Raw genomic sequence first — 23,737 nt, 5'->3', positions numbered from 1 at the left:
GATCGTGCTCACGTAAGCGAGGTGTTTTATCTCCCTACCAAACTTTTGGTAACGCTTCCCATTGGGTTGTATAAGCGGGCGATAGATGCTCACGTTTCATGGCCCACTGTGGTGATACGCCTTGTGAGGCGAAAAAGATGTTGCCCTGACCGCTACGGTTGATTTGGTCCACTACGCTCATTAAGGCTTGTGAGTTGGCTTTCATACCGTCCGCTCGAAAAAAATCGTACTGATAAGCGCTATGTTCATAGAAATCCGCCAGCATCACGCCGCCTTTCATATAACGAAATCCGTCACGCCATAGACGACAAAACAACACCTCGGTGACATCCAGTAAGTCCCGTGTATCGTCTGTGGGATTGGGTAACTCAACAGACAAAGCGTTCCGATAGTGCTTCTCATCATGAGCATGCGGACTGGTACGAATAAACACATTCACGACACGACAAAGGCGCTTTTCCTTGCGTAGCTTCTCTGCAGCACGAGTCGTATATTTGGCGATGGCTTCCCGCAGCTCCTGTTTTTCCGTAATACGATGGCCGAATGATCGGCTGCAAATAATTTGCTGTTTTGTTGGGCGCACCAATTCAAGATTTAGACAAGACACCCCGTTCAACTCTTGCACAGTCCGCTCCAATACCACGGAAAACTCGCTTCGAATGGCCCTAGGGTTCGCATTCGCCAAGTCCAATGCCGTGCGAATTCCCCTAGCACGCAACCGCTCGGTGATTCGCCGACCTACGCCCCACACGTCACTCACATCAACCAACGACAATAAACGCTTTTGTCGGTCAGGATTCATCAAATCCACTACGGATCCCGTTGCTGGGTATCGCTTCGCCGCCTCATTCGCCAGCTTAGCCAGTGTCTTGGTTGGCGCAATCCCCACACCTACTGTGATCCCTGTCCATTTATCTACTTTGGCTTTTAGCCGTTTACCAAACGTCAGTAAATCCATGGCATATTCCACGCCCGTTAGATCGAGGAACGCTTCATCGATAGAATAGACCTCAAGCCGTGGCGCTTCCTCCTCTAAGATTGCCATCACTCGATTTGACAAATCCGCATACAGAGCATAATTCGACGAAAAACACACAATGCTATGCTGCCTTATCGCCGCCTGAGCCTGAAACAATGGCATTCCCATTTTCACACCCAGAGCTTTAGCTTCTTTGGAACGCGCCACAATACAGCCATCGTTATTCGATAGCACAACAACGGGCATGTGCTTTAAATCTGGCCGGAATAATTTCTCACAACTGGCGTAAAAATTATTGCAATCGACCAATGCGAAAGCTGTATTATTAGCCCCGTTCATACTTACGAACCACTCCCGTTACCACTCCAAATATTTCCAGTTCTGACTCTTCGGTAATATGAATGGCCTTATAAGCTTTGTTTTTCGGACGCAACAACACATTGGGATTTAGCTCCAACGTTTTCACTGTCATCTCGCCATGAAGGCAAGCAATCACGATGTCCCCATGACGTGCCGTTAACGAACGGTCGACCACTAACACATCCCCTGAATGAATGCCCGCCTCAATCATCGAATCCCCCTGAGCACGCACAAAAAACGTCGCCATGGGCCGAGGAATGCATAATTCATTAAGATCAAGTGTCTTCTCAATAAAATCCTGAGCGGGCGACGGAAAACCCGCCGACACAGACTCAACATAAAGAGGAACCTGAATACGATGATCCGCGATAAAGGAAGCAGAGTTTGAAGATCCAAGATAAGTCACACGCATAGTTAACACCCAATACTGTATATGTATACAGTATAATTTCAAACAATGCTCATGACCAAGTGATTTTTTGTAAGAGATGGGATTTAAAGATAGCGAATGCCGCTTACCGCGCCACTAGTTAAAATCCATCTCCGCTGCCGTTGGGTTAAAAATAGCGTTCTCCACAATGATTTTTTCCAAACGTCGTGTGGCTTCGTTTGCTTTTGGCGACACAAATAACGACACTTCCATATCCGGCAAAGCAGGCAAATCACGATAAATCACTAAGTCATCGTCTAACGTTTGATAAGGCACAATGGCAACCCCCACCCCGGCTCGAACGGCCGCCAATATACCCGACCGACTCTGACTAGTAAAAGCGACCCGATAGGGAATGCCCTCAGCGTCTAGTGCTTGGCATGCATACTGACGATGTTGGCAGCCTTCCGCAAACACCACTAAAGGCAAAACAGCTTGCATATGGACAAAATGCCCTTTAGCGCCAACCCACACTAATTCATCACGGCGTAAGCGAACACCCCCTGCTGTATCCGCCAACATCTCAACCAAGGCAATGTCCAACTTGCCTTTATTCAGCAATTCCACCAAATAATCGGGGCGATAATCACAGAAAGCCTCTAGCTGAGCTTCGGGATAGCTCAATATAAAGTCTTGCAAAATCGGCGCAAGGGTTCGACTGGTGTATTGGTCATGGGTACCAAGACGCACTACCCCATCAATGTCCATATTTTGAAAGGAGCCGACTATTTGATCGTGCAGATTAAGCAGCTGTTGAGCATGGTTTTTTAATTGAATGCCTACCGCAGTCAAACGCACGCCATGTTGCCCCCGCACCATCAACGGATTGGCAATCAAATCTTCGAGACGATTGAGCTGCATGCTCACCGTCGAGGGCGCTTTATGCAGCTGTCTGGAGGCTTCCGTCAAGTTCAAAGTCTCCGCCACCACCATAAAGGTACGTAGTAAATTAATCGGTAAATCGCGCATATTTCAGCTTTCAATAAAATTGAACGTAGAATTGAATATTCATCGATTTACCGAATAAATGCAAGGCCCTACTATACGCGAATTCGCTGAGTGTTTTTTACACACTCATATCATTAGGCACTAGAGCAAGGAGAATTGTGATGCGGCTCGCAATAACATTCGGTTTCAATCAGGTGATCAGCCACGGCTTTGGCGTGTTTCTATTTGCGGCCTTGGTACCTATGATGCAGCATACAATTAATATCAACAGTTGGTACCTTGCACTGGCAGGCGCATTAACACAGATTTCCTATCTTGCTGGCGCCATGCTCTTAGGTGTCGTTGGTCATCGCCTAGATTCAGGTCGTACTTTGCTTGTCACAGGCTCACTGACCTCTTCTTTACTGTTCATCATGGGGTGGCTCAATGATCCTATCATCATGATGTGTTTATTGACCATTATGGCCTCCAGTGCTGCCATGAGCTGGGGTTCTATTGTGGAATTGGTGACACGACATGGGCGTGCTGATCGCACCGCAACAAACCTTTCTATTGCTTCCAGCGGTACTGCGTGGGGTTACAGTGTCAACGGGCTGATTATCTTGTTAATCGTACCATTACTGGGCTGGCGCAGCAGTTGGATGGTGGCATCGGTTTTAGGTCTGGTTGTTGTCTTCACTACCTTCTCTCTGCTGAAAAGCATGCGTAATCAAGCACAGAGCCAAGACATTGATGTCAACTTTGCCGTTGCCATGGGTACCAAACAGCTGTTTAAAACTGTTTTCCGTGAACGGACCGCATTTTTATCATGTTTGATTCTATTGTTGGTCGGTGCTTCTACCATAACGTTCACCACTTGGTTAAACACCTACTTAGCAGAATTGTCCTTACCACCCGCATTAGGGGGTTATACATGGAGCATGATTGGTTTGACTGGCATGATCGCAGGCTTCTTTGTGGGCAAATTGGCAGACAAAAAAGGCCACGGCGTAACACTGTTGAGCATCTTTGGCATCTTTGCCTTGGGCTTGGTGGCGTTTTCTTTTCATCCAGCTCACTTCGTCCTGCTCGCAGGATTTGGCTATGGCATGATGTACTTCCCTATTTGGGGCATTGTCGCAGGCTGGGTGAGCAAACAATACTCATCTAAAGCCACCATGCAAATAAACGGCATTGGCATGGTGGCGTTTGGCCTAGGAGGCTCATTAGGGAACCTGCTGGCTGGTATGATTCACGAGGCAACAGGCAGCTTGCAAAACATTTACTGGTTGATCTGCGCTCTTGGTATTGTGCTGTTTATATTGGCGACCTATATTTTCTTGCAGGAGCGCCAATCAAAAACGCAAATGGTGGGCGATATCTCACCAGCGGCCTAGCCTTAGGTAATTCAACAATCTAGCCCAAGCCATAAAAGTGGCAGAAGGCGTCTCGCTAAAGTATGCGGCTTTGCCTCCATACTTTAGCGTTTTTTACATCGGGCCTTGCAAAGCAAATTGCTTGGGCCAATCTCGGTGATTAAACACTTGTCCTTGATTGCGAATGCGGGCGATTTCAGCCAAATCCAGGGTAGCAAATACCCAACCAGCATCATCATTATGCCCTTGCACCAAAATCCCATTATCTGGAAAGCCATAATCGACTGGAGTATAGACGCTCGCTCGTCCCATATTCACATCCACCGCTTCTGACCAAGACGCATTGCCAATGGTAGGCGACTGTACCACATAACATTGATTCTCCAAGGCGCGAGCTTGGCAACCAATGCGCACCCGATGAAAACCCGCTTGCGTATCCGTACAGCTTGGCACCAACAATAAGTCAGCTCCCGCCGCCACTTGCTGACTGGCAATCATGGGAAATTCTGAGTCATAGCAAATATGAATACCTAAGCGCCCTAAGTCCGTATCAATCACCTTAATCTGATTACCACTACTAATATGCCATTGCTCGTTTTCAAAGCGTGTCATCATCAGCTTGTCTTGGAAATCGATTACCCCCTCAGGGCCAAACAAATTGGCGCGATTAACAAAACAGTTACCGCCTTGCAGAGTTGGAAAGGAACTGGCGAGAATCATCACATTATGACATTTGGCCAGTGCCGCATGCAGATCGTGCCACTTAGGTAACAGCGTTTGCATCGCATGAATCTGGCGCTGCAAATCACTGTAAACCTCCTCGCCAAATAAAGACGCCAGCTCCATACTGCCATATTCGGGAAAAACCAATAACTCTGCTCCCTGTTGCGCCGCCTCCGCGACCCAATTGGTGAGCTTATCAGCAAAGTCTTCCCATGCAGAAAAAAAACCTATGTCGTATTGTGCCGTTGCCAGTTTAAATGTACTCATCGCTTAAAAGTACTCATAAAGAGATTTCATCCAAAACATCATAGGCTTACGGGTTTCCACCTCATCACCGATATCCTTCCAGCTGAAAGAGGTGATCAGTTCCGGACGCTTTTCATAGCCACGATGCTGCCAAAAGGTATCCAGAGGTTGATAATCCGCAGGACGAGCGGGGTGACCCTCAGGACGCTGCACGCCACAAAAACACGAGTATTTGATCCCCGCCAAGGCTTTCCCATGGGCTTCCCTATATTCAAAGAACGCCACCCCCGCCCCTTGTCCTCGATATTCAGGCAACAAGACAGATTCACCACAATAGAAAATCTCGTCAATATTAAAACCAGCGTCGACAAAAGGCTGTTTTACTTCTGCTGTCTCATGTCTAAGCGGCACACCTGTTGACGCCCCCACTACTTTATCGCTATCAAAGGCCAGCACAATGACACTGTTTGGCGCTTCAATATAGGTCTTTAGGTAACGCGCTTCATAAGCCAAATCCCCATCATAAAGGTAAGGAAAGTCACGAAATACACGCATGCGCAGCTCAGCAAGTTGAGGAATATATTGGGTCAATTGCGAGCCAGAGAGAGATTGAAAAGTCAGCATAATGTCATTCCGCTTTAAGCAGATACTTGGGCAATCCAGTCTTCAAGATTATAGTAGTTGGTCACGCGGGCCACTTTTCCATCACGAATATCAAAGAAAGCCCCTGCTGGCAACTTATAGGTCTGGCCGTTTGCGTCTGGCAACCCGTCATCGGTCGCCAAGTACTCACCTAGCACAGTAAACTCCACCGCCGCACGGTCACCCGCTGGATTCGACATCACCACGATATCGACAATGGTTTCTTTATAGTTGCGATTCATACGCGCCATAAAGGCCGCAAAGGCGTCTTTACCCACTTCACGATCACCTTGGTTAATGTCATGGATCACATCGTCCGTTAGTAAAGACAAAAAGGTATCCATATCTTGGGCGTTAAATGCGTCGTAATATTGTTGCAGTAATTCAACCGTGGCTTGACTCATGGGCAAGGCTCCAAACAAAAAATCAAAGCCCGAATGGTAATAATTTAGCGTTGCACGAGAAAGGCTTTTTTAACACGAGTGGCCTAATCAGACAAAAAACTGTCGAGGCTTGAACAACCTATAAAAAATCGAACCCTTTTCTGAGTTCGATTTTTATAAAGCCAATATAAAGATTTAATCTTTCAACTTCCAAGCCACTGCTTTACCAGCAAAGAAAGGAACAATGGGCTCGCCGTTTGGTAGAGTAATGCTATTTGGCACTTCCCATGATTCACGGATCAAGGTAACTGTTTGCGTGTTGCGCGGAAGTCCATAAAAATCCGCACCATGTAAACTGGCAAAACCTTCTAGCTTATCTAACGCGTCCAGCTCATCAAATACTTGCGCATACAGCTCAAGGGCCGACCAAGCACTGTAGCAGCCCGCACAACCACAGTCGGATTCTTTGCGATGTTTAGCATGGGGCGCCGAATCGGTACCTAAAAAGAATTTCGGCGAGCCGGATTGGACAGCTGCACGTAAGGCTTCTTGGTGAGTACTGCGTTTGAGTACTGGCAAGCAATAGTTATGGGGGCGAATACCACCATCCAACATATCATTTCGGTTTAGTAGCAGGTGTTGTGGTGTAATGGTGGCGGCCACGCCTTCGCGGGCATTAAGCACAAAGTCAGCGGCATCTTTTGTGGTGATGTGCTCAAATACCACTTTTAAATGTGGCACCCGCTCAACAATATTCACCATATGCTGATCGATAAAGGCTTTTTCACGATCAAAAATATCAATGTGTTTTTGTGTCACTTCACCATGAATCAACAACAACATGTCATTGTCTGCTAGCGCCTCAAACACAGGGTAAAGCGACTCAAGGGAATTCACGCCAGAATCAGAATTGGTTGTCGCCCCTGCCGGATACATTTTCGCCGCAAGAACCCCCGCTTTTTTCGCCTCTTGAATATCTTGAACGCTGGTTTTATCAGTCAAATAAATCGTCATCAGAGGCGTAAAGGAACTCCCCTCAGGTCGAGCGGCCATAATGCGCTCTTTATAATTCAATGCTAGTTCGGCATTGATGACTGGCGGAACAAGGTTGGGCATAACGACGGCTCTTGCAAAACAGCGTGCCGTGGCGGGCACCGTTTCGAGCAACATATCCCCGTCGCGAAAATGTAAGTGCCAATCATCCGGTTTAATAATAGTAATTTCGTTCATTACAGGCCTTATGTGGTAAAGAAAGGAAAGCCTTTGCATGTTAACAGGCGTTTGGATTTTAGCAGAATAAAAACAAAGTCGCAGCGCCCATCGATCGACTAGGACTACCCCTCCTCATCACGGGCACAAAAAAACCGAACAAATTGCTCTGCTCGGCCTTTGAATATCTTCTTACAACTTATCGTTTATCGCAAACGATAAGTTGATCAAAATGATTAGCTGTCTTTACGTGGCGCTCTTGGGCGACGATCACCGCGACTGTTATCACGATCACGACTACTAGAAGCACGACGACGTTCGCCAGATGCGTTAGAAGGACGACGATCGCCAGAAGGACGCTTGCGAGCAGAAGGCGCCGCAGCACGCTTGTTCAACGCATCCGCATCTTCTAGTTTGGCAATATCAGAGCGTTGACCACAGATACGTGTCTTACCCAACTTACCTAATGTTTCGCCCGTTAAGTTAGAAGGCAAGTCCACCGTTGCGAAATCTTCATAAATTTCGATATGACCAATGTAACGACTTTCAATGTCAGCTTCGTTAGCAATAGCACCAACAATATTGCCAGGCTTAACGCCATCGCTATAACCCACTTGAACCACGTAGCGTGTCATCGCCGTATCTGGATCGTCTTTCAACGGCATCGCTTCCGCCGTCACTGGACGCTGTTTACGAGGAGCACGTTCTGGACGATCACTACGCGGACCACGATCTGCTCGATCTGGACGGTCGCCACGATCCGAACGCTCACGACGCTCTTGACGCACTTCCATTTCAGACAACAATAAAGAGGTTTTGCCTTGAGCCATATGAGCCAACGCCGCTGCCATTTTTAATGGATCAACTTCGTTCTCTTTTTGGTACTCTTGAACAAGCTCTAAGAAGAAATCGAGATCTTCGTTGTCCATGGTTTCGGTGATGCGCTGTTTAAAGCGACTAACACGCTGCTGATTGATGTCAGAAGCGGTAGGCAACTGCATTTTTTCAATAGGCTGGCGAGTTGCACGCTCAATTGCTTGCAACATACGACGCTCACGGTTGGCAACGAACAAAATTGCGGTACCCGAACGACCAGCACGGCCAGTACGACCGATACGATGAACGTAAGACTCTGTATCGTATGGAATGTCGTAGTTTACTACGTGACTAACACGCTCTACGTCCAATCCACGCGCCACTACGTCAGTAGCAACAAGAATATCGATCTGACCATTTTTGATACGGTCAACCGTACGCTCACGCAAATTCTGGCTGATATCGCCGTTAAGGGCTTCACAGGCATGGCCGCGAGCCGTTAGCTTTTCAGCTAACTCAACCGTTGCCGCTTTGGTACGAACAAAGATGATCATGCCATCGTGTTCGTTCATTTCAAGAATACGGGTCAAAGCGTCCAGTTTATGCAGGCCGCTTACTTGCCAGTATTTTTGCGTAATCGTCATCGCGGTCGATGTTTTCGTTACGATTTTCACTTCTTTTGGATTATTCAAATGGCGGTTGGCCACTTGGCGAATCACAGAAGGCATGGTCGCAGAAAACAGTGCGATTTGGCGCGTAGGTGGCGTTTGCTCTAGGATCCATTCGACATCGTCGATGAAGCCCATACGTAACATTTCGTCTGCTTCATCCAAAACCAACGCTTTAAGCGTATCCAGTTTTAGGGTTTTACGACGAATATGGTCCATAACACGACCAGGCGTACCCACAACCACTTGTACACCACGTCTTAGTTGGCGAAGTTGAGTGTCGTATGACATGCCGCCGTAAATGGGTAAAACATGAAAATCTGGAATATTACGGGCGTAACTTTGAAATGCTTCAGAAACCTGAATAGCAAGTTCACGAGTTGGAGCCAATACAAGTAGTTGTGTCGTTTTATCTGTAACATCAATGCGAGACAGCAGCGGAAGCGCAAACGCCGCCGTCTTACCAGTACCCGTCTGCGCTTGCCCAAGAAGATCGCGACCTTCTAATAGATATGGAATACTTTGCGCTTGGATAGCTGAGGGTTGCTCATAACCGAGATCGGCAACCGCTTTAAGAACAGGGGCTATTAGACCCAACGAATCAAATGTAGGCTGAATATCAGCGTCAGACATGTAAATGTGTACCTTTTTTTGGTGGGAGTAAGGCGTGCAATCATTTTACATGCCTTAACAAAATTCTCTGGAATTTTCTGAGGAAAACCTAGCTGGCTATTATAGCTAAATAATTAAAACTTAGCTAGGGGGCTTTTATCAAACCACATAACTTAATGCTGTTTATTTGTTTCTACACTAAAAAACGCGCCAAAAAAACTATTTAAAGGAAACCTTTGCACGATGTCACGAGCGACGCCAAAACGCGGCAAAAACAGACGAGAAAGCGGAGTTTATAGTTATAAATGAGCATTTTGAGTCTGTTTTTTAACAAAGTATTGGCAAGCGCAGTAGTCGTGCAAAAGTCTCTAAAGGGGCGTTTGACGATAAAACAAACATAATAAACGATAGACATTCGGCATGGTATGAATCATCGCCTCCGGTGCCTCAAAGAAAGTTTCACTGCAAACAGCAAAAAATTCCGCTGGACTGGTCAATGCGTACACATCAATGGGCAAAGCCATATGGTGTTCTACATTTCGTTCTAAACGCCCCCAGGCTGACATGAACACATCATGCCACTCTCCCGCGTCCATTCCAGGATGCATCGGCGGCGCTCCATTGGCCCCATCACGCAGCATGTCTAACTTGTGCGCAAACTCATGAATCACCACGTTGCTCGCTTTACCATGACGCGCTTGAGGGCCAGATTCTAAAATCGATTGCCACGACAAGATAACTGGCCCACGCAACCAAGCTTCGCCGCTTAACCCTGGGCCTCTTTCATGCACCACGCCATCTGCTGTTCGATAGGTTCGTGGCGGAAGAAAATCTCCTTCATAAACCACAATGCTGTGCACATGATCGTACCAGTTCAATCCCAAATGTAAGATGGGTACACAAGCCATGGTGGCCAGTTTCATATATATGGATTCAGTAAGCTCAAAGTCGCCACCCGCCGAAAAGCTTTTACGAACCAAAAAACGAAAGGTCAATGCTCTAAGCTCATCTCGCTCCGCCCCGTGAAAGCGTGCTGCCACGGGCCAATCGGCAATGGAAGCCTCCCACATTTCTGAGGTAAAGCCAGCCTCTTTAATTCGTCTACTTTCTAACCACTCACGAACATGCTCGAACATAGTGTTACTCACTTATAGGTATTATCGTCAGCCAATACGCCAACGCCCTTTCATCGAAAACGTCCTATCTGCGACAGCATTCGTTGCAAACAACACCCTAGCACAGGCTAAAAATAACAGTATTCATCAAAAAACACAGGCACCCAATGAGCAACCTGTGTTTTAACATGACTTTTCTATTCAATAACAAACGATGTTAGGCATTTACTGAAAGAATTAAATAGGATTTAAGCGAAGATCACCCCTTTTTTCAATAAAAAGCACCCATAACCCCGCGCCTCACCCGTCACAACAATCGCAAAAGCTTGTTTAGCAGCCTCATAAAAAGCAAAACGCTCTAATGATCCCATCTCAGCACTCTTGCTATCCGCCGCTTTTAAAACCGCGTCAAATTCTTGCTGAACCTCCGGCATATAGGCTTGATCTTCCCCTACTACCTGCATTCTTTGCACAGGGTGATCCACAAACGTATCCAAAGGCAATACGGATAGAATGGCGCTCGCGGCTTCAGTGACGGACACGCCGTCCAAGCGAATAACGGGCTTACCATTGGCGACAGATACTGCGGGAAAATTACGATCCACCAATACGATGTCGTCTCCGTGTCCCATGCTACGTAACACATTTAATAACTCGCCGTTAAGTAGTGGGTGGATATTTTTTAGCATTTTAAGCTCCTAAATTGCCGCCTACGACGCGACAAAAATTGTACGATAATAATAGTTATTGTTGCTGCACAATGGCTGCTTTACTTTACAAGTGACTGCCTCTGTTTGTTCGATATAGGATAGAAAGCAAAGAAACAAGTCTTGCGCTTATATTACATCATTATGAAAATAATGAACGAGTAAGCGCAACACGGAACAGGCAAGCGATAAACACGTCACGCTATAAGAAAAAACCTAAGAGGCCCAAACTTGATCAGCTACCCGATTGAGTAAACGAATTTTGTTCCATTGATCATCAATAGCCAGCTTATTACCCTCAGCGGTCGAGGCAAAACCACACTGGGGACTAATACATAAATTCTCTAAAGGAACATAGTCCGATGCTTCTTTAATACGTGCTTTAATCAACTCGGGATCTTCAAGCTCAGGAAATTTAGAGGTCACTAAGCCCAGCACAATACGCGCCTCTTTTCCTTCGCAATAACGCAATGGAGCAAAGTCCCCTGCTCGGTCATTATCGTACTCAAGGAAAAAACCATCGTAGTGGGTTGCAAACAAGGCCTTAGCGACTGGTTCATAACCACCGGAAAACAACCAAGAAGACGCATGATTACCACGACAAATATGGGTTGTGATCACCAGATCATCCGGTTTGCCAGCTAAGGATTGATTGATAATTTGCGTACAAATATCACTGATTTTATCGGGATCAATGCCGCGTGCTACCAAGCCATCACGCTTATCTGCATCCACAAGAAACGCCCAGTTTGTATCGTCAAACTGCAAATAGCGACAGCCGTGAGCATAATAGGCCTGAATCGCATCACGATAGGTTTGCGCTAAGTCGTGATAAAATCCATTCACATCAGAATAAATCTCATCCAAACGAGATGAACCATCATTGGCTAAGATTTCTTGACGTAAAATCATCGTGGGACTTGGAATCGTCGCCTTGGCAATACTCCCATCACCCGTTTCAGCAGCCTTTTTAAGAAAGTCAAAATGCGCTAAGAAGGGATGGTTAGGATTAAATGAGACTTTGCCAGAAACACGAATATTATAAGAAGGCGCATCCTTTCCTTTAAACTGTTGATTGTAGCCTGCCTCGGGTACATAGCCTTCCACACCATTAAGGTTTTCTAGGAAATCAATATGCCACCAACTACGACGAAATTCGCCATCAGTAATCACCTTTAACCCTGCCACTTTTTGCTGCTCAACTAGCTCTAAAATGGCGCGATCTTCCACTGCAGTTAGCGCAGCTCGATCAATAACACCTTCTTTGAAATCACGGCGAGCTTGGTGAAGATACTCAGGACGCAGATAGCTACCAACAACATCGGAGCGCGAAGGAAAACGAACATCCATGGAAAACACCTCTTTCAAATCATTTAAGTGACCATCATCGTAAAGACTCCACCCTCACACGTGAACCAAATTCTCTTCATAGAAAACCTGCATAAAATTCACTTTATTAAAATGCTCATTGAATTCGCTCAAAAATTTTAGTGTAACGACCTGTAATAGGAGGGGGTAATAGAAACTGCTATAACACCTTTTCGGAATTATCGAACCCAAGATAGGCCCGCTTCTAACGCTCTATTTAAGGAAATAAGTACAATGAAACATAATCATACAACACATATTTCATGTTCATGCTGCAATCCACTTTGGAAGTCCTTCCTACCAAAAGACTTTTCTCACGACTTAAACACCAAAGACACATTTCAGCTATCTGTTTCACCCCAAGAACACAACATTGCCCAAATCATTCGAGTTGAGCGTTACTCAGAACTAGCAGAGAAAGCATCGGGCACCATCATCACCATGAAGGATGGACAAAATGAAAAAGTAGAAGCCATTGGTATGGTTGGCGAAAAAGTCCTTGCGACAGGAAACTACGAAGACGTCCAAAACGCCATTGAAGCATCACAAGCAAGCGAAACAATAGAACGAGTACTAACGGGGTCAGAAACCCTAATACCAGGCATGATAGATCCCCATATACATATTGTATCGACAGCCGTCATGAACATATGTACCGATGTAGGGCCTTTTGATGGCCAATATTTACGTAAGGACTACAATCGAACCTTTGTCATTCAAACATTGGCTGAATTAGCAGATTCAATTGAAGCGACAATGAAAGATGAAGATGCTGAACAGCATTGGGTGCTTGGCCGTAATGTCGACCCTTCTCTATTTAGCGGAAAAGATCGTGAATTTAACGCCGACACCCTTGATGAAATATCCACCAAACTACCTGTGTACATAATGAATTCATCAGGCCATCTAGCCTACATCAATTCGGTCGCCATCAAATTGCTACGAGAAGCCAAAGTTCCGTTACCAGAAAATGATAATGGCATTTTAGCGGAACTCGACGAAATGCTCCCTGTTGTTCAATACATTTTGAGTCAGCAGGATGCTAAGGTATTAGGCGCAAAGATAGACCTATATGTAGACAGTTTACTTGCAGAAACAAGCAAGCGTGGTCTGACCACAGTATTGGACGCGGCGGTGGACCCATGGGATCAAACAAGTAAATTTAATCAACCAGAATACCTGAAACAAAAAGCCCATAGTGCAAACTGCCCCGTTAGAATAGCGGGGGCTTTGGTCGTACTTTCGCCTAATGACTTTGAAACGAAAATTGACCCTAGTTATCTCCCCATGCAAGGGGATGATAAATTCTTCTTACCCTTTATTAAAGTCATCTCTGATGGTTCAAACCAAGGTCTGACGGGCTATCAATACAAAACTTATTGCTGTGATGAAGATTATCAAGCATACAATGATGAAAACCGTTATCAAAATACCAACCATGGCATCTTCAACTTTAGCTATCCTGATGAGTTTCAAGTGACATTTAATAAATCGGTTACTAGAGGCTGGCCCATCATGGTCCATGCTAATGGCGACCAAGCCATCAAACGCACTATTGATACATTTAGAAATACCGGAATAGATGCAAGCTCCATAGAAGTAAGGCGAGACCGTATTGAGCATGCCTCACTGATTACCAACCAGAGCTTCGAAAGCATGCGTGATCTAGGTATTTCCCCCAGCTTTCTTATTGGTCATGTTGGTTATTGGGGATGGGCTTTCCAGCAAACCATCCTTGGTGAGGAAAGAGCAAGCTTACTGGATCGCTGCAACTCCGCCTTACAATATGGCATCAAATTCACTCTTCACAGTGACAATGGCGTATCGCCTCTTGGGCCGCTGCGTATGATGGAACAATCCATTTCTCGTTTTATGGAAGGCGCACCTAGCAGTGCAAGCAATAAGGTTCTCACAAAAGACGAATGCATCACACCATTTGAAGCACTGCGAGCGGTCACAATTGATGCCGCCTGGCAATGTCACGCTGATAATATGGTTGGTTCATTAGAAGCGGGTAAATACGCCGATTTTGTCATTCTTCAGCAGTCGCCATTAACTTATTTATCAACCCATCCAGAAAACAAAGCCGCTAATATGCGCGATATTCCAGTATTAGAAACATGGAAAGGCGCCCAATGCGTCTACCACTGGAAAGACTAATCGAAGTCCTCTACGCTTCAGTCTCTAAGTACTAAAAACGCTGTTCGACTCCCTCGAATAGCGTTTGTTAATCAGTCCATGCTGCTATGAAGATAGCACCGTACCATGGGGAACGATTTCCCCTTCAAAAACACAGTCACCTCATAATCTTTAAGGTGTTAGACCCCTTAAACAGCTAACCAACAGTGTTAAGACACTCCTCGCCATACCTACTACCAAATCAGCCACTCTCTTCTTCAGACTCTTTTTTAATGAAAGACAGATTTTTTCCAAAAAAATTCATTTCAGTGTAAGAAATCCAAACCTCGTCTCGACTAAGAAATAGAACATCAATAATCACCTTCGTTTTATTAGAAAAAGAAGGTGAAAAACATTCAGAGTTCGAGGTGTGTTTGATAAACCATTTTTTACAAGAGATTAGTGCTGGTCACCACGCGTACTGGTTTTTGATAGTAGGCATTATTTTGTTGTCTTACTTACTAGAAGACCTTGCCATTGTTACCGCAGCCTCTTTAGCCGCCCAAGATCAGCTGCCTATATCATTAGCCATGGTAGCAATCGCATTTGGCATTATTACCGGGGATTTTGGACTGTACTATCTAGGTCTACTCACACGAAAAGTTCGCTGGCTACGTTATAAAACGCTAACGAATAAATATTTTAAAGTAGTACAAAATAGACTGAGTAAAAATGCATTTTTAAATATCTTCGTAATCCGATTTACGCCAGGGTTACGGGCAATTGGTTTCACCTTAAGCGGTTTCTTTCTTATTCCCTTGCCTATTTTTTTGAGCGCCGTGACCTTTGCTACCACACTTTGGACAGGCGTTGTATTTGGTGTTGTTTATTACTTAGGAACCCGAGCTTGGCTACAAGCAACACAATATCAATGGTTATTAATCCCCGTTGGTGTTGTGGCTTTATTAATGATTAATCGCATTATTCGTCGTTCTATTTCAAGAGAGTCATTATGAGTCCAACTATGAATATTCAATCTATTCAAGAGAATAGAATTAATGCAGGAATGCCAAGCCTAGAGATGGATTCTCATCGCGTGGTATCGCCTTTTGAATTCTATCCAACTTGGTTTTTTTATACGCCTGTTGTTTTACAAAGTTTGTGGTTAGGACTGCGCTATGGAGATTTACGCTTACCCTTGATTGCTAACCCTAGCATCAAACTGAGCGGCATGGTTGGCGAATCTAAACATGATATTTTGCAATTAGCAGGACCGGTTGCCAAACAGTGGATTTCTCCCTACGTCACCATAACTAAAACAGAGGAATCGGTTGATAAGCAGATGCAGCAGGCATTGCAAGTATTAAGCTCGCAAAACCTAACTTTCCCTCTGGTCGCAAAACCGGATGTAGGATGCCGCGGGGTAGGAGTTAAATTAGTCAATAATAATCAGCAATTAACAGAATACATTGAGTCTTTTCCAAACAAGGCCCGCTTTTTATTACAACAAAAAGCCCCTTACCAAGCGGAAGCTGGCGTTTTTTATGTTCGCTACCCTGGTGAAAAGACAGGAAAGATCATTTCCATGACATTGAAATACTCTCCAAGTGTTATAGGTGATGATATTCATACGCTTAAAGAGCTCATTGAACGCTGCCCTCGTGCCGGACAATTAAGCCATCTTTATTTACCTCGCCACCAAGAAAAATTGGATTGGGTATTACCTGCCGGAGAAGAGTACCAATTGGCATTTGCTGGGAGTCATAGTCGCGGTTCCATTTTTAGAAATGGTAATCCATTTATTACCGATGCATTAAGCAAAAAGTTAGATGAGATATTAAAAGACGTCAACGAGTATTACTACGGACGCCTTGATATCAAATTTCAAAATATAAACCTATTTATGCAAGGTAAAAGCTTTACCATTCTCGAAATAAATGGCGCCAGCAGCGAGGCAACACATATTTGGGATAGAAATACCAATCTAAAAGAGATCTTCTCAACACTTTTAGCTCAATATCGCATTTTATTTGAAATTGGTGCCAAGCAAAAAGCCAGAGGGTTTCGTCCTGATTCGATTATGTCGTTACTGACAGCATGGAAGAAAGAACGTGACTTAACCAAACATTACCCTACGACAGATTAACCTTGTGCCTTGTGAGGGCTTTATGCAAACGAACTTAATAACTTTATCACCTGTTCAAAACAGAACGCGCACTTCTATTATTGATGGTTGTATCGAAACCTTACAACAAGGGCAACAATTTCTATCATCGATCAGCAATAAAGAATACCAATTAGCGGCGCCGCCTTATGTAACCAGTTCGATAGGTAAACATTTTCGTCATTTGTTGGATCTGTTTTATGCCATTTATAGCAAAAAAGACGTTATTGATTACAACCTACGCCGTCGTGACAGTGTGGTAGAGACATCACGAATTGTGGCATTAGAAGAAATCAAGGCATTGATAGCATGGTTAGACAATCTAGATGAACGTCAATTAGGCCGTAAAGTGTTGGTCTCCACTGAAGTCTGCTTGAACAGCACGCAAGTGTGTGTTGTGTCTTCTACCTTTGAGCGCGAACTGAGTTTTGTTGCACTTCATGCAACCCATCACTACGCGATGGCTAACGTCATTGTACGTTCATTGAAGATCAACATAAGGGCGAACGACACATTTGGCTACGCCCCAACAACCGTATCCTATTTAAGAGGACAATAAATCATGTGCTCTGTGACCTGGCAATTAGAGGAAGAAGGCTATCAAGTCTTTTTTAATCGGGATGAACAAAAGCATCGAGCTTTAGGCCTACCACCTAGACAAATAAGACTAGATGATGTCAGCGTGCTGATGCCCATTGATCCCGTCGGTCAGGGTAGCTGGATAAGTGTGAATGAATTCGGCTTAACCTTATGCTTGCTCAACAACTATCAAGGGTTATGCCCCAAAGGCACCTTGATTAGTCGCGGACAGCTACTAAAGAGCCTCTCCTCGAAAACGAGCACAGTGGACATTGAAAAGGCTTTTAACGTTATTGATCCAATGGCGTATGCCCCCTTCTTATTGGTTGCGTTTGATCCTGCCTTAACCAAACACAAAATGGACGTCATGGTGTTCGAATGGAATGGACAAGACACTGAGATCTACCCAAGGTCTGGGCCATTATTTTCTTCCAGTGTGGATTTAGAGCGCGTGGTGGCACACAGGAAGAAAACCTATGAGGATTTTGTTGCAACGGGAAGACAGGATTTCAGTCAACTGCATGCCAGTCATCATGATGAGCACTTACATACGTCATTTTGTATGCATAGAAACGATGCACACACCGTGAGTTTTACACAGGTAGTTGTAACGCCAAATAGCCAAAAAATGAGTTATGTGGCGGGTCCACCTTGCACACACTTAAATGAAAAAAATCTTATAAAACATAGCGTTTACTTGCCATCGAAAAACGCAATGGCGTCCTAATAATTTTATTAATAAAGGGGTTCAATATGAAAAAGTATGTATTGGTTTTAATGATGTTGCTGAGCGGCTTTGTCTACGCTAAAGACCCTATTTATACCAGTTTCTTTAGTAACAAAGCGTTAGATGGCTACGATACCGTTGCCTATTTTACTGACCATAAAGCAGTCGAAGGCAGCAAACAATACACCACCAAATACAAAGGTGCGGATTGGTATTTCTCATCGGCTAAGCATTTAGCGATGTTTAAGAAGACCCCTGAGAAATACGCGCCACAATATGGCGGTTACTGCGCATGGGCGATTGCCGCTAAAAATGATTTTGCCTCCGCCGACCCTCACCAATGGGCCATTGTGGATGGCAAGCTGTACTTAAACTATGACTCAGACATTAAAGCAAAGTGGGATAAAGACCCAAAAGGCTTTATTAAAATGGGCGACCGCAACTGGCCTAACTTAATCAATAAATAAGGCGCATACAATGAAAACAAAATTAGTGAAATATATCCCTACTGTATTGATTGCATTTATCTTTGTGCAATCGCTGTTTTTTAAATTTTCTGGCTCTTATGAGACCCAGTATATTTTTTCCACCTTGGGAGCATGGTCTGGTTTCATTTGGTTTGGCCATTATGGTGCCTACCTTATAGGGACATTTGAATTGATTGCTAGCATCCTGCTGTTTACCCGATGGCATGGCTTAGGCGCCTTGCTAAGCATGGGAATTATGACGGGGGCGATTTTCTTCCATCTGTTCACACCACTTGGAACAAAAATGCCAGAGTATGATGCCATGGGGAACGTTGTTGGCAATGATGGTGGAGAACTCTTTATCCTAGCGTGTCTTGTCTGGCTTTCGAGTGGTTTCTTAGCCATTCGGGACACACTTTCTGTGGATGGAATCCTAAACAAAATGCATCACAAAAATAAGCATGTCTTATGACAAGAAGACTTTAGTTTGAAAGGTGTGTCAGCTAGATTCCTAGCTGACACAAATCGATAACAATCAGCTCATGTCTGGCTCAAATAAACCACGTTTCATATAAAACTTGACCCAAACCGCAGCAATAAGGCTAATTACCAGCAATATCCCACCAGTAATGCTATAAACCAGTTTCGTCATTTCCGGGGAAGGCGAATTGTTTAAAGCAATATAAACCATAGCCACAATCCCAAGAATCTGAGGAATTGGAAAGAATGGTGTTTTATAAGGACGATGATGGTCAGGAAGACGACGACGCAACACCATGACATCAATGTGCGCAACAATGTAGGCCAATAACCAACTTGTTGTCGCAGCAATAACAAGGGTGATTAGTGAATTAATGGAAAAAGACAAAAATGGAATAGCAATTAATACTGCCATTAGCACAATGCCTACCCATGGTGCACCAAAACGGTTAGACGCTTTCAATTGTGGGAAAGCCTGTTTTTGATGGGCCATACCATGCAACATTCTAGGAATAGAAGCCAGAACGGTATTCATCGTACTGCAAGTTGCCGTTAGGGCCATAACAGTCGCAATGATCATGCCGCCTTTACCAAACACAGCGTCAACATAGTTCAGGTATGGAATAGGTGCTGTCGTTAACGTTTCCACATTGACATAAAAACTTGCGCCATACACAAAGAGTAGAAAAATAGTAAAGATGAAAAATAATGACCCATGCATCGCTCTTGGAATATTTTTTGATGGATTCTCGACTTCATTGATCATGGGACAGATAAATTCAACCCCAACCATTAGCCACATAGCTAGTGCGACAAAACCAATAAAACTGCCGTTTATAACCCCAGCAAAACTCCAATCAACATGAGTGCCTGATAGTATCGGATGTGGTTGGCTAATGCCCGTCGCCGCAGACAAACCGACCGCAATCAATGCAAAAACCAAAACAAAAGCCAGTAAGTTTTGTACCTTCGCAAAGATGTCAGCACCCACTAGATTCGTCACACATAGAACCACCAAAATAATCATAGGTACGACTTTAGGTGGAAATACTCCGGGGAAAACCTGATCTAACACACCATCGACCAGAAACATTTCAACTGGAACAGCCAAAAAAGCCACAACGACGTAACCTGCAAATACAGACACAATAGCAGGGAAATGACCAATCGCCTTTTGCGTGTAAGTTGCCAATGTTCCTTCCTGTGGAAACATAAGCGACAGCTCAGAGAAACTCATGGCATTAAACTGCGCAATAATCAATGCGGTGACCATCGCCGCAATAAATGCCATACCACCTAAACCAATTCCTTGTGTTGAAGAAATCATTGCTCCTTGAACAATCACAAGCCCAATACAAATTGCCATCATCGTTGGCAAATTCATCTTTTTAATGGGCTTTATGTTGCTTGTTGCGTTCACTTTCGTGTGTGCTGTATCGCTCATCTTATTATTCCTATCTTTTTTATTAGAAACGACCAAATCGGTAAGGACTTAGATCGACAATGGGTAATTAGAGATCAGATGCTCTCCAGCAATAACTACATTCGGGCTATTTAACAAAGACAAAACCAGACTGAATAATCTCACTGAATAGTAGAATGTCTTTCTTAGAGTGGATTCCGAAAGTCTAGAACCAGTACACTTGTCTATTTTTTGGGGTCATTCTATATAGGAAGCAAAATATGAAAATGTCCCTTTAGTGACATTTTTCTTTTGAGATAAGATGCTCTTAGAAAAATAAAAAAGCGCCTTAGAGGCTAAGGCGCTTATAAACAAACATAATAATGGGAGACGGACGTTAGTTTGTCTCGATCACCCTAAAGACGACTATTGCCGTACACAAACGAGCCATTTTCAACAGAGGCTTGCGGGCCAGGAACCGCCTCTCCCGTTTGTGGTGAGATAGGAAAAATAGCATTGATCTGCCCCGTACCAGAGCTACCAAAGTATGGGGTCACCACTTCTACTTTTTGATCATAATCCGACCAACCTAATGCGCCCAATAACATGGCGGTATCATGCATAAACCCTTCACCGTGTCCTTTTGCGGCGTATTCAGGCAGCATCTCACAGAATGTTTTCCACTCTGCGTTTTCCCACATTTCAACGACGCGATGATCCAAAGTTTCTAAGAATGGACTCCACACTTTGGTGGAAAAATCTGGAGCTTGCCCATTTTGCGCAAAACGGTGAGAAAGCGAACCACTGGCAAGTATGGCCACGGTTCCGTCATAGTGCTTTTCGATCGCTTCACGAATCGCCCACCCCAAACGAGCCGAGTCATTGAGATAATGCACCGTTAATAACGCCGATACAGAGACGGCTTTAAAGTGACGATCTTCATTCATGTATCGCATTGGCACTAACGTTCCGTACTCAGGTGCCAAGGTGGTTGCATCATGGGCTAAGGTTTCCACACCTTGCTCATTACATACCTGAGCAATGATACGACCTAATTCCGGATTACCATCCAACGCATACGGCATATTATTGATAAAGTGAGGCAATTCATTACTTGTGTATACGCCTTCCCAGTGTGGAGCACAGTTAATGTGATAATTGGCATTAACCAACCAGTGCGTATCAAACACGACAATGGTATCAACACCCAGTTCTCGACAACGCTTTGAGATCTCGTAATGCCCGTCAATAGCGGCCTGACGAAATCCTTTTTTAGGACCATCAAGCTCTGAAAGATACATAGAGGGAACATGCGTTATTTTTGCAGCAAGGGCTAATTTACCCATACATTTTCTCCGCTTTTTATCATAATTATCGATACAAAATTTCAGGTAGTACAAGCGCGATGGAACTGACAAACACGATCAACCCCAAGCGAACCATGTCTGCACACCAAAAGGGCGTTATACCTTTAAAAATTGTCCCTGCTTTTACATTGTCTAGCACGGCACTGAGAACAAATACATTCATGCCCACAGGGGGTGTGATCAAACTAATTTCCGTTACCACCACCACAACAATGCCAAACCAAACTAAGTCAAAACCTAAGCTTTGTACTAGGGGGTAAAAAATAGGCACTGTTAATAAAATCATTGAAAGGCTTTCGAAGACCATGCCTAAAACGAGATAAATACCGACTATAATCAGAATTACGCCCATTGGCGGTAAATGAAGACTTTTCACAAACGCTAAAAGCTCATCCGGTAACCCAGCCATGGTAATGAAGTCGGAAAAGATCAACGCGCCAATTAGCACGGTGAATAGCATAGCGGTTGTTCTTCCCGTATCAATTAACGCATGGAAAAGGGCTGACCAGCTAAGGGAACGACGCATAACAGCAATCAAGAATGCCCCGCCCGCACCAATCCCGGCAGCTTCGGTCGGTGTAAACACCCCAAGATAGATGCCTCCCATCACGATACAGAACAACAAAAGGACGCCCCAGACATTTCGCATGGCGGCAATGCGCTCAGAGAAATTGGCTTTTTCTGCACTAGGGCCATATTCAGGGTGCCTCCAGACAACATAACGAACCGCGGCAAGATAGAGCAAAATGCCTAACAAACCAGGAAGAAAACCCGCCGCAAACAGCTCACGGATACTGGTTTCCGTTAATAAGCCGTAGATCAATAAAATCACGCTTGGTGGAATCAAGATACCTAACGTAGACCCCGCCGCGATTGAAGCGCTCGCCAAACCGTCTTGGTAGCCGTATTTTCTCATTGAGGGCATCGCTACTTTTGCCATGGTGGCCGAGGTTGCTAAACTGGAACCACAGATAGCGGAAAAACCGCCACAAGCAACAATCGTTGCCATCGACAGACCGCCCTTTCGATGTCCTAGAAAAGCATTCGAAGCGCGATAAAGTTCACCAGATAAATTTGCCTTGGTAACGAAATTCCCCATCAGGATAAATAAGGGAATCACAGACAAACTGTACTCTTGGGAAGTGTCGATAATTCGGTTGGCGGCCAATGCAATCGGACCTGTCCAACGAAAATCAAATACATTATCCCACCCCAGTCCTTGTAGGTGAGCAAACCCTGTGATTCCCACTAATCCCATCGCAAAAGCAATTGGTACCCTAAAGACGAGAATTAATAGAAGAAGAATGGAAAAACCGACTAAAGAATCCAGCATTACGCAGCCTCCTTCTTACGGCAAAATAAGCTTGTGATTGCTTTATAGATCAATATTGCTGCGGTTAAATACATCATGATGGCAATAAATTGCACGAAGTAAGAGACAGGAATAAGAAGAAATTCTGTTACCACGCCGCGACGCAACGAACGTAATGCTTGGAACCAAATACGATCCGCCACAAAAATACAACCAACACCAATACATAGATTCACGATGAAAGAGCAAGCATTGGCAAACCACTCGGGCAAAACGCGATCTAGAATATCTACCACCACATGCGCCCCCGTCAAAGTGACGACGGGGATTTGACAGAAAACAATGATACCCAAGGCCAACTCCGTTAACTCTGTTGTGCCATTAATAGAGTTATTGAATACATAGCGCCCTGTCACATCGCTGCATGTCAACACCATAAGCGCAAATAAGATCACGGCAGACACGGCTTCAAGGAGAAAGGCCAGCCATTTGGCCAACCCTAAACCTCCATGATGCAGATTCACTGCTGTAGTGAGCCATTCATAAGGAGATCGAGACAT

Annotated in this window: 23 protein-coding genes; 8 read left to right on the top strand and 15 right to left on the bottom strand. The window is 44.7% G+C overall.

Annotation, left to right across the window (positions count from 1 at the left end; all coding sequences use genetic code 11):
- Window positions 1-34: 34 nt before the first annotated feature.
- The 3 genes from umuC to AC0VYI_RS12055 all read right to left on the bottom strand — a co-directional run bounded on the left by umuC (window position 35) and on the right by AC0VYI_RS12055 (window position 2,738).
- Window positions 35-1,318: a translesion error-prone DNA polymerase V subunit UmuC gene (gene umuC / locus AC0VYI_RS12065; protein ID WP_475449595.1), complete on the bottom strand. Its 1,284-nt coding sequence runs from the start codon at window positions 1,316-1,318 to the stop codon at window positions 35-37.
- Window positions 1,305-1,751, bottom strand: a complete 447-nt coding sequence (umuD, locus tag AC0VYI_RS12060; RefSeq protein ID WP_475449593.1) for a translesion error-prone DNA polymerase V autoproteolytic subunit — start codon at window positions 1,749-1,751, stop codon at window positions 1,305-1,307. The genes umuC and umuD overlap by 14 nt, the downstream gene beginning before the upstream one ends.
- 114 nt (window positions 1,752-1,865) lie before the next feature.
- A complete protein-coding gene (locus AC0VYI_RS12055) occupies window positions 1,866-2,738 on the bottom strand; it encodes a LysR substrate-binding domain-containing protein (protein ID WP_475449591.1) in 873 nt (290 codons plus the stop codon).
- A 140-nt stretch (window positions 2,739-2,878) separates the two neighbouring features.
- On the opposite strand from AC0VYI_RS12055, the gene AC0VYI_RS12050 reads away from it, so the two are divergent.
- Window positions 2,879-4,093 (top strand): MFS transporter, encoded by a 1,215-nt coding sequence (locus AC0VYI_RS12050; RefSeq protein WP_475449589.1) that lies wholly within the window; start codon window positions 2,879-2,881, stop codon window positions 4,091-4,093.
- 93 nt (window positions 4,094-4,186) lie between these two features.
- Here AC0VYI_RS12050 and AC0VYI_RS12045 read toward each other — a convergent pair whose 3' ends face one another.
- The 8 genes from AC0VYI_RS12045 to AC0VYI_RS12010 all read right to left on the bottom strand — a co-directional run bounded on the left by AC0VYI_RS12045 (window position 4,187) and on the right by AC0VYI_RS12010 (window position 12,543).
- Window positions 4,187-5,062 carry a carbon-nitrogen hydrolase family protein gene (locus AC0VYI_RS12045; protein ID WP_475449588.1) on the bottom strand — a complete coding sequence of 292 codons (876 nt, stop codon included), beginning with the start codon at window positions 5,060-5,062 and terminating at the stop codon, window positions 4,187-4,189.
- 3 nt (window positions 5,063-5,065) lie between these two features.
- Window positions 5,066-5,665, bottom strand: a complete 600-nt coding sequence (locus tag AC0VYI_RS12040) for a GNAT family N-acetyltransferase (RefSeq protein WP_475449587.1) — start codon at window positions 5,663-5,665, stop codon at window positions 5,066-5,068.
- Window positions 5,666-5,679: 14 nt separating this feature from the next.
- Entirely contained in the window at window positions 5,680-6,087 is a 408-nt protein-coding gene (locus AC0VYI_RS12035; RefSeq protein ID WP_475449585.1) for a ketosteroid isomerase-related protein, read from the bottom strand.
- A 174-nt stretch (window positions 6,088-6,261) separates the two neighbouring features.
- Window positions 6,262-7,296 (bottom strand): dihydroorotase, encoded by a 1,035-nt coding sequence (gene pyrC, locus AC0VYI_RS12030; protein WP_475449583.1) that lies wholly within the window; start codon window positions 7,294-7,296, stop codon window positions 6,262-6,264.
- 215 nt (window positions 7,297-7,511) lie between these two features.
- Complete coding sequence (locus AC0VYI_RS12025) at window positions 7,512-9,392, bottom strand: DEAD/DEAH box helicase (protein ID WP_475449582.1); 1,881 nt, start codon at window positions 9,390-9,392, stop codon at window positions 7,512-7,514.
- Between the two features lie 347 nt (window positions 9,393-9,739).
- Entirely contained in the window at window positions 9,740-10,507 is a 768-nt protein-coding gene (locus AC0VYI_RS12020; protein WP_475449580.1) for a M90 family metallopeptidase, read from the bottom strand.
- 227 nt (window positions 10,508-10,734) lie between these two features.
- Window positions 10,735-11,175: an RbsD/FucU family protein gene (locus tag AC0VYI_RS12015; protein ID WP_475449578.1), complete on the bottom strand. Its 441-nt coding sequence runs from the start codon at window positions 11,173-11,175 to the stop codon at window positions 10,735-10,737.
- Between the two features lie 234 nt (window positions 11,176-11,409).
- A complete protein-coding gene (locus AC0VYI_RS12010; RefSeq protein WP_475449576.1) occupies window positions 11,410-12,543 on the bottom strand; it encodes a 5-methyltetrahydropteroyltriglutamate--homocysteine S-methyltransferase in 1,134 nt (377 codons plus the stop codon).
- A gap of 252 nt (window positions 12,544-12,795) precedes the next feature.
- Here AC0VYI_RS12010 and AC0VYI_RS12005 point away from each other — a divergent pair, with 252 nt between their 5' ends.
- The 7 genes from AC0VYI_RS12005 to AC0VYI_RS11975 all read left to right on the top strand — a co-directional run bounded on the left by AC0VYI_RS12005 (window position 12,796) and on the right by AC0VYI_RS11975 (window position 19,088).
- Window positions 12,796-14,721, top strand: coding sequence for an amidohydrolase (locus AC0VYI_RS12005; RefSeq protein WP_475449575.1), 1,926 nt, complete (start codon window positions 12,796-12,798; stop codon window positions 14,719-14,721).
- A 392-nt stretch (window positions 14,722-15,113) separates the two neighbouring features.
- Window positions 15,114-15,695, top strand: coding sequence for a DedA family protein (locus AC0VYI_RS12000; protein WP_199478156.1), 582 nt, complete (start codon window positions 15,114-15,116; stop codon window positions 15,693-15,695).
- Window positions 15,692-16,825: a D-alanine--D-alanine ligase gene (locus AC0VYI_RS11995; protein ID WP_475449573.1), complete on the top strand. Its 1,134-nt coding sequence runs from the start codon at window positions 15,692-15,694 to the stop codon at window positions 16,823-16,825. Before AC0VYI_RS12000 ends, AC0VYI_RS11995 begins: the two co-directional genes overlap by 4 nt.
- Before the next feature lie 22 nt (window positions 16,826-16,847).
- The gene (locus tag AC0VYI_RS11990) at window positions 16,848-17,402 is read left to right on the top strand and encodes a hypothetical protein (RefSeq protein ID WP_475449572.1); all 555 of its coding nucleotides are present in this window, start codon (window positions 16,848-16,850) and stop codon (window positions 17,400-17,402) included.
- Window positions 17,403-17,405: 3 nt separating this feature from the next.
- Window positions 17,406-18,149 (top strand): NRDE family protein, encoded by a 744-nt coding sequence (locus AC0VYI_RS11985; RefSeq protein ID WP_475449570.1) that lies wholly within the window; start codon window positions 17,406-17,408, stop codon window positions 18,147-18,149.
- Between the two features lie 26 nt (window positions 18,150-18,175).
- Complete coding sequence (locus tag AC0VYI_RS11980; protein ID WP_475449569.1) at window positions 18,176-18,616, top strand: YHS domain-containing (seleno)protein; 441 nt, start codon at window positions 18,176-18,178, stop codon at window positions 18,614-18,616.
- Between the two features lie 10 nt (window positions 18,617-18,626).
- Entirely contained in the window at window positions 18,627-19,088 is a 462-nt protein-coding gene (locus AC0VYI_RS11975; protein ID WP_475449567.1) for a hypothetical protein, read from the top strand.
- 63 nt (window positions 19,089-19,151) lie between these two features.
- Here the strand turns inward: AC0VYI_RS11975 and AC0VYI_RS11970 are convergent, their stop codons facing one another.
- The 4 genes from AC0VYI_RS11970 to AC0VYI_RS11955 all read right to left on the bottom strand — a co-directional run bounded on the left by AC0VYI_RS11970 (window position 19,152) and on the right by AC0VYI_RS11955 (window position 23,737).
- A complete protein-coding gene (locus AC0VYI_RS11970) occupies window positions 19,152-20,540 on the bottom strand; it encodes an APC family permease (protein ID WP_475449566.1) in 1,389 nt (462 codons plus the stop codon).
- A gap of 374 nt (window positions 20,541-20,914) precedes the next feature.
- Window positions 20,915-21,844: a 3,4-dihydroxyphenylacetate 2,3-dioxygenase gene (gene hpaD / locus AC0VYI_RS11965; protein ID WP_475449564.1), complete on the bottom strand. Its 930-nt coding sequence runs from the start codon at window positions 21,842-21,844 to the stop codon at window positions 20,915-20,917.
- A gap of 25 nt (window positions 21,845-21,869) precedes the next feature.
- Window positions 21,870-23,198 (bottom strand): TRAP transporter large permease, encoded by a 1,329-nt coding sequence (locus tag AC0VYI_RS11960; RefSeq protein ID WP_475449563.1) that lies wholly within the window; start codon window positions 23,196-23,198, stop codon window positions 21,870-21,872.
- The gene (locus AC0VYI_RS11955; RefSeq protein WP_475449561.1) at window positions 23,198-23,737 is read right to left on the bottom strand and encodes a TRAP transporter small permease; all 540 of its coding nucleotides are present in this window, start codon (window positions 23,735-23,737) and stop codon (window positions 23,198-23,200) included. The genes AC0VYI_RS11960 and AC0VYI_RS11955 overlap by 1 nt, the downstream gene beginning before the upstream one ends.

The organism is Marinomonas sp. 63XJN7_9_ISO-PGPR-S23-217 (assembly GCF_056173515.1).
The sequence above is the reverse complement of the archived record's forward strand: the minus strand, read 5'-3'. Positions and strand labels throughout refer to the sequence as shown.

Excerpts from the sequence above, each read along its gene's own strand:
- AC0VYI_RS12045 (WP_475449588.1), bottom strand. The coding sequence starts at position 5,062 with ATGAGTACATTTAAACTGGCAACGGCACAATACGACATAGGTTTTTTT.
- AC0VYI_RS12020 (WP_475449580.1), bottom strand. The coding sequence starts at position 10,507 with ATGTTCGAGCATGTTCGTGAGTGGTTAGAAAGTAGACGAATTAAAGAG.
- AC0VYI_RS12040 (WP_475449587.1), bottom strand. The coding sequence starts at position 5,665 with ATGCTGACTTTTCAATCTCTCTCTGGCTCGCAATTGACCCAATATATT.
- AC0VYI_RS12005 (WP_475449575.1), top strand. The coding sequence starts at position 12,796 with ATGAAACATAATCATACAACACATATTTCATGTTCATGCTGCAATCCA.
- AC0VYI_RS11990 (WP_475449572.1), top strand. The coding sequence starts at position 16,848 with ATGCAAACGAACTTAATAACTTTATCACCTGTTCAAAACAGAACGCGC.
- AC0VYI_RS12055 (WP_475449591.1), bottom strand. The coding sequence starts at position 2,738 with ATGCGCGATTTACCGATTAATTTACTACGTACCTTTATGGTGGTGGCG.
- AC0VYI_RS11955 (WP_475449561.1), bottom strand. The coding sequence starts at position 23,737 with ATGTCTCGATCTCCTTATGAATGGCTCACTACAGCAGTGAATCTGCAT.
- hpaD (WP_475449564.1), bottom strand. The coding sequence starts at position 21,844 with ATGGGTAAATTAGCCCTTGCTGCAAAAATAACGCATGTTCCCTCTATG.
- umuC (WP_475449595.1), bottom strand. The coding sequence starts at position 1,318 with ATGAACGGGGCTAATAATACAGCTTTCGCATTGGTCGATTGCAATAAT.
- AC0VYI_RS11975 (WP_475449567.1), top strand. The coding sequence starts at position 18,627 with ATGAAAACAAAATTAGTGAAATATATCCCTACTGTATTGATTGCATTT.
- AC0VYI_RS12050 (WP_475449589.1), top strand. The coding sequence starts at position 2,879 with ATGCGGCTCGCAATAACATTCGGTTTCAATCAGGTGATCAGCCACGGC.
- AC0VYI_RS11970 (WP_475449566.1), bottom strand. The coding sequence starts at position 20,540 with ATGAGCGATACAGCACACACGAAAGTGAACGCAACAAGCAACATAAAG.
- AC0VYI_RS11960 (WP_475449563.1), bottom strand. The coding sequence starts at position 23,198 with ATGCTGGATTCTTTAGTCGGTTTTTCCATTCTTCTTCTATTAATTCTC.
- AC0VYI_RS11980 (WP_475449569.1), top strand. The coding sequence starts at position 18,176 with ATGAAAAAGTATGTATTGGTTTTAATGATGTTGCTGAGCGGCTTTGTC.
- AC0VYI_RS12010 (WP_475449576.1), bottom strand. The coding sequence starts at position 12,543 with ATGGATGTTCGTTTTCCTTCGCGCTCCGATGTTGTTGGTAGCTATCTG.
- AC0VYI_RS11995 (WP_475449573.1), top strand. The coding sequence starts at position 15,692 with ATGAGTCCAACTATGAATATTCAATCTATTCAAGAGAATAGAATTAAT.
- AC0VYI_RS12025 (WP_475449582.1), bottom strand. The coding sequence starts at position 9,392 with ATGTCTGACGCTGATATTCAGCCTACATTTGATTCGTTGGGTCTAATA.
- AC0VYI_RS12035 (WP_475449585.1), bottom strand. The coding sequence starts at position 6,087 with ATGAGTCAAGCCACGGTTGAATTACTGCAACAATATTACGACGCATTT.
- AC0VYI_RS12015 (WP_475449578.1), bottom strand. The coding sequence starts at position 11,175 with ATGCTAAAAAATATCCACCCACTACTTAACGGCGAGTTATTAAATGTG.
- umuD (WP_475449593.1), bottom strand. The coding sequence starts at position 1,751 with ATGCGTGTGACTTATCTTGGATCTTCAAACTCTGCTTCCTTTATCGCG.
- pyrC (WP_475449583.1), bottom strand. The coding sequence starts at position 7,296 with ATGAACGAAATTACTATTATTAAACCGGATGATTGGCACTTACATTTT.
- AC0VYI_RS11985 (WP_475449570.1), top strand. The coding sequence starts at position 17,406 with ATGTGCTCTGTGACCTGGCAATTAGAGGAAGAAGGCTATCAAGTCTTT.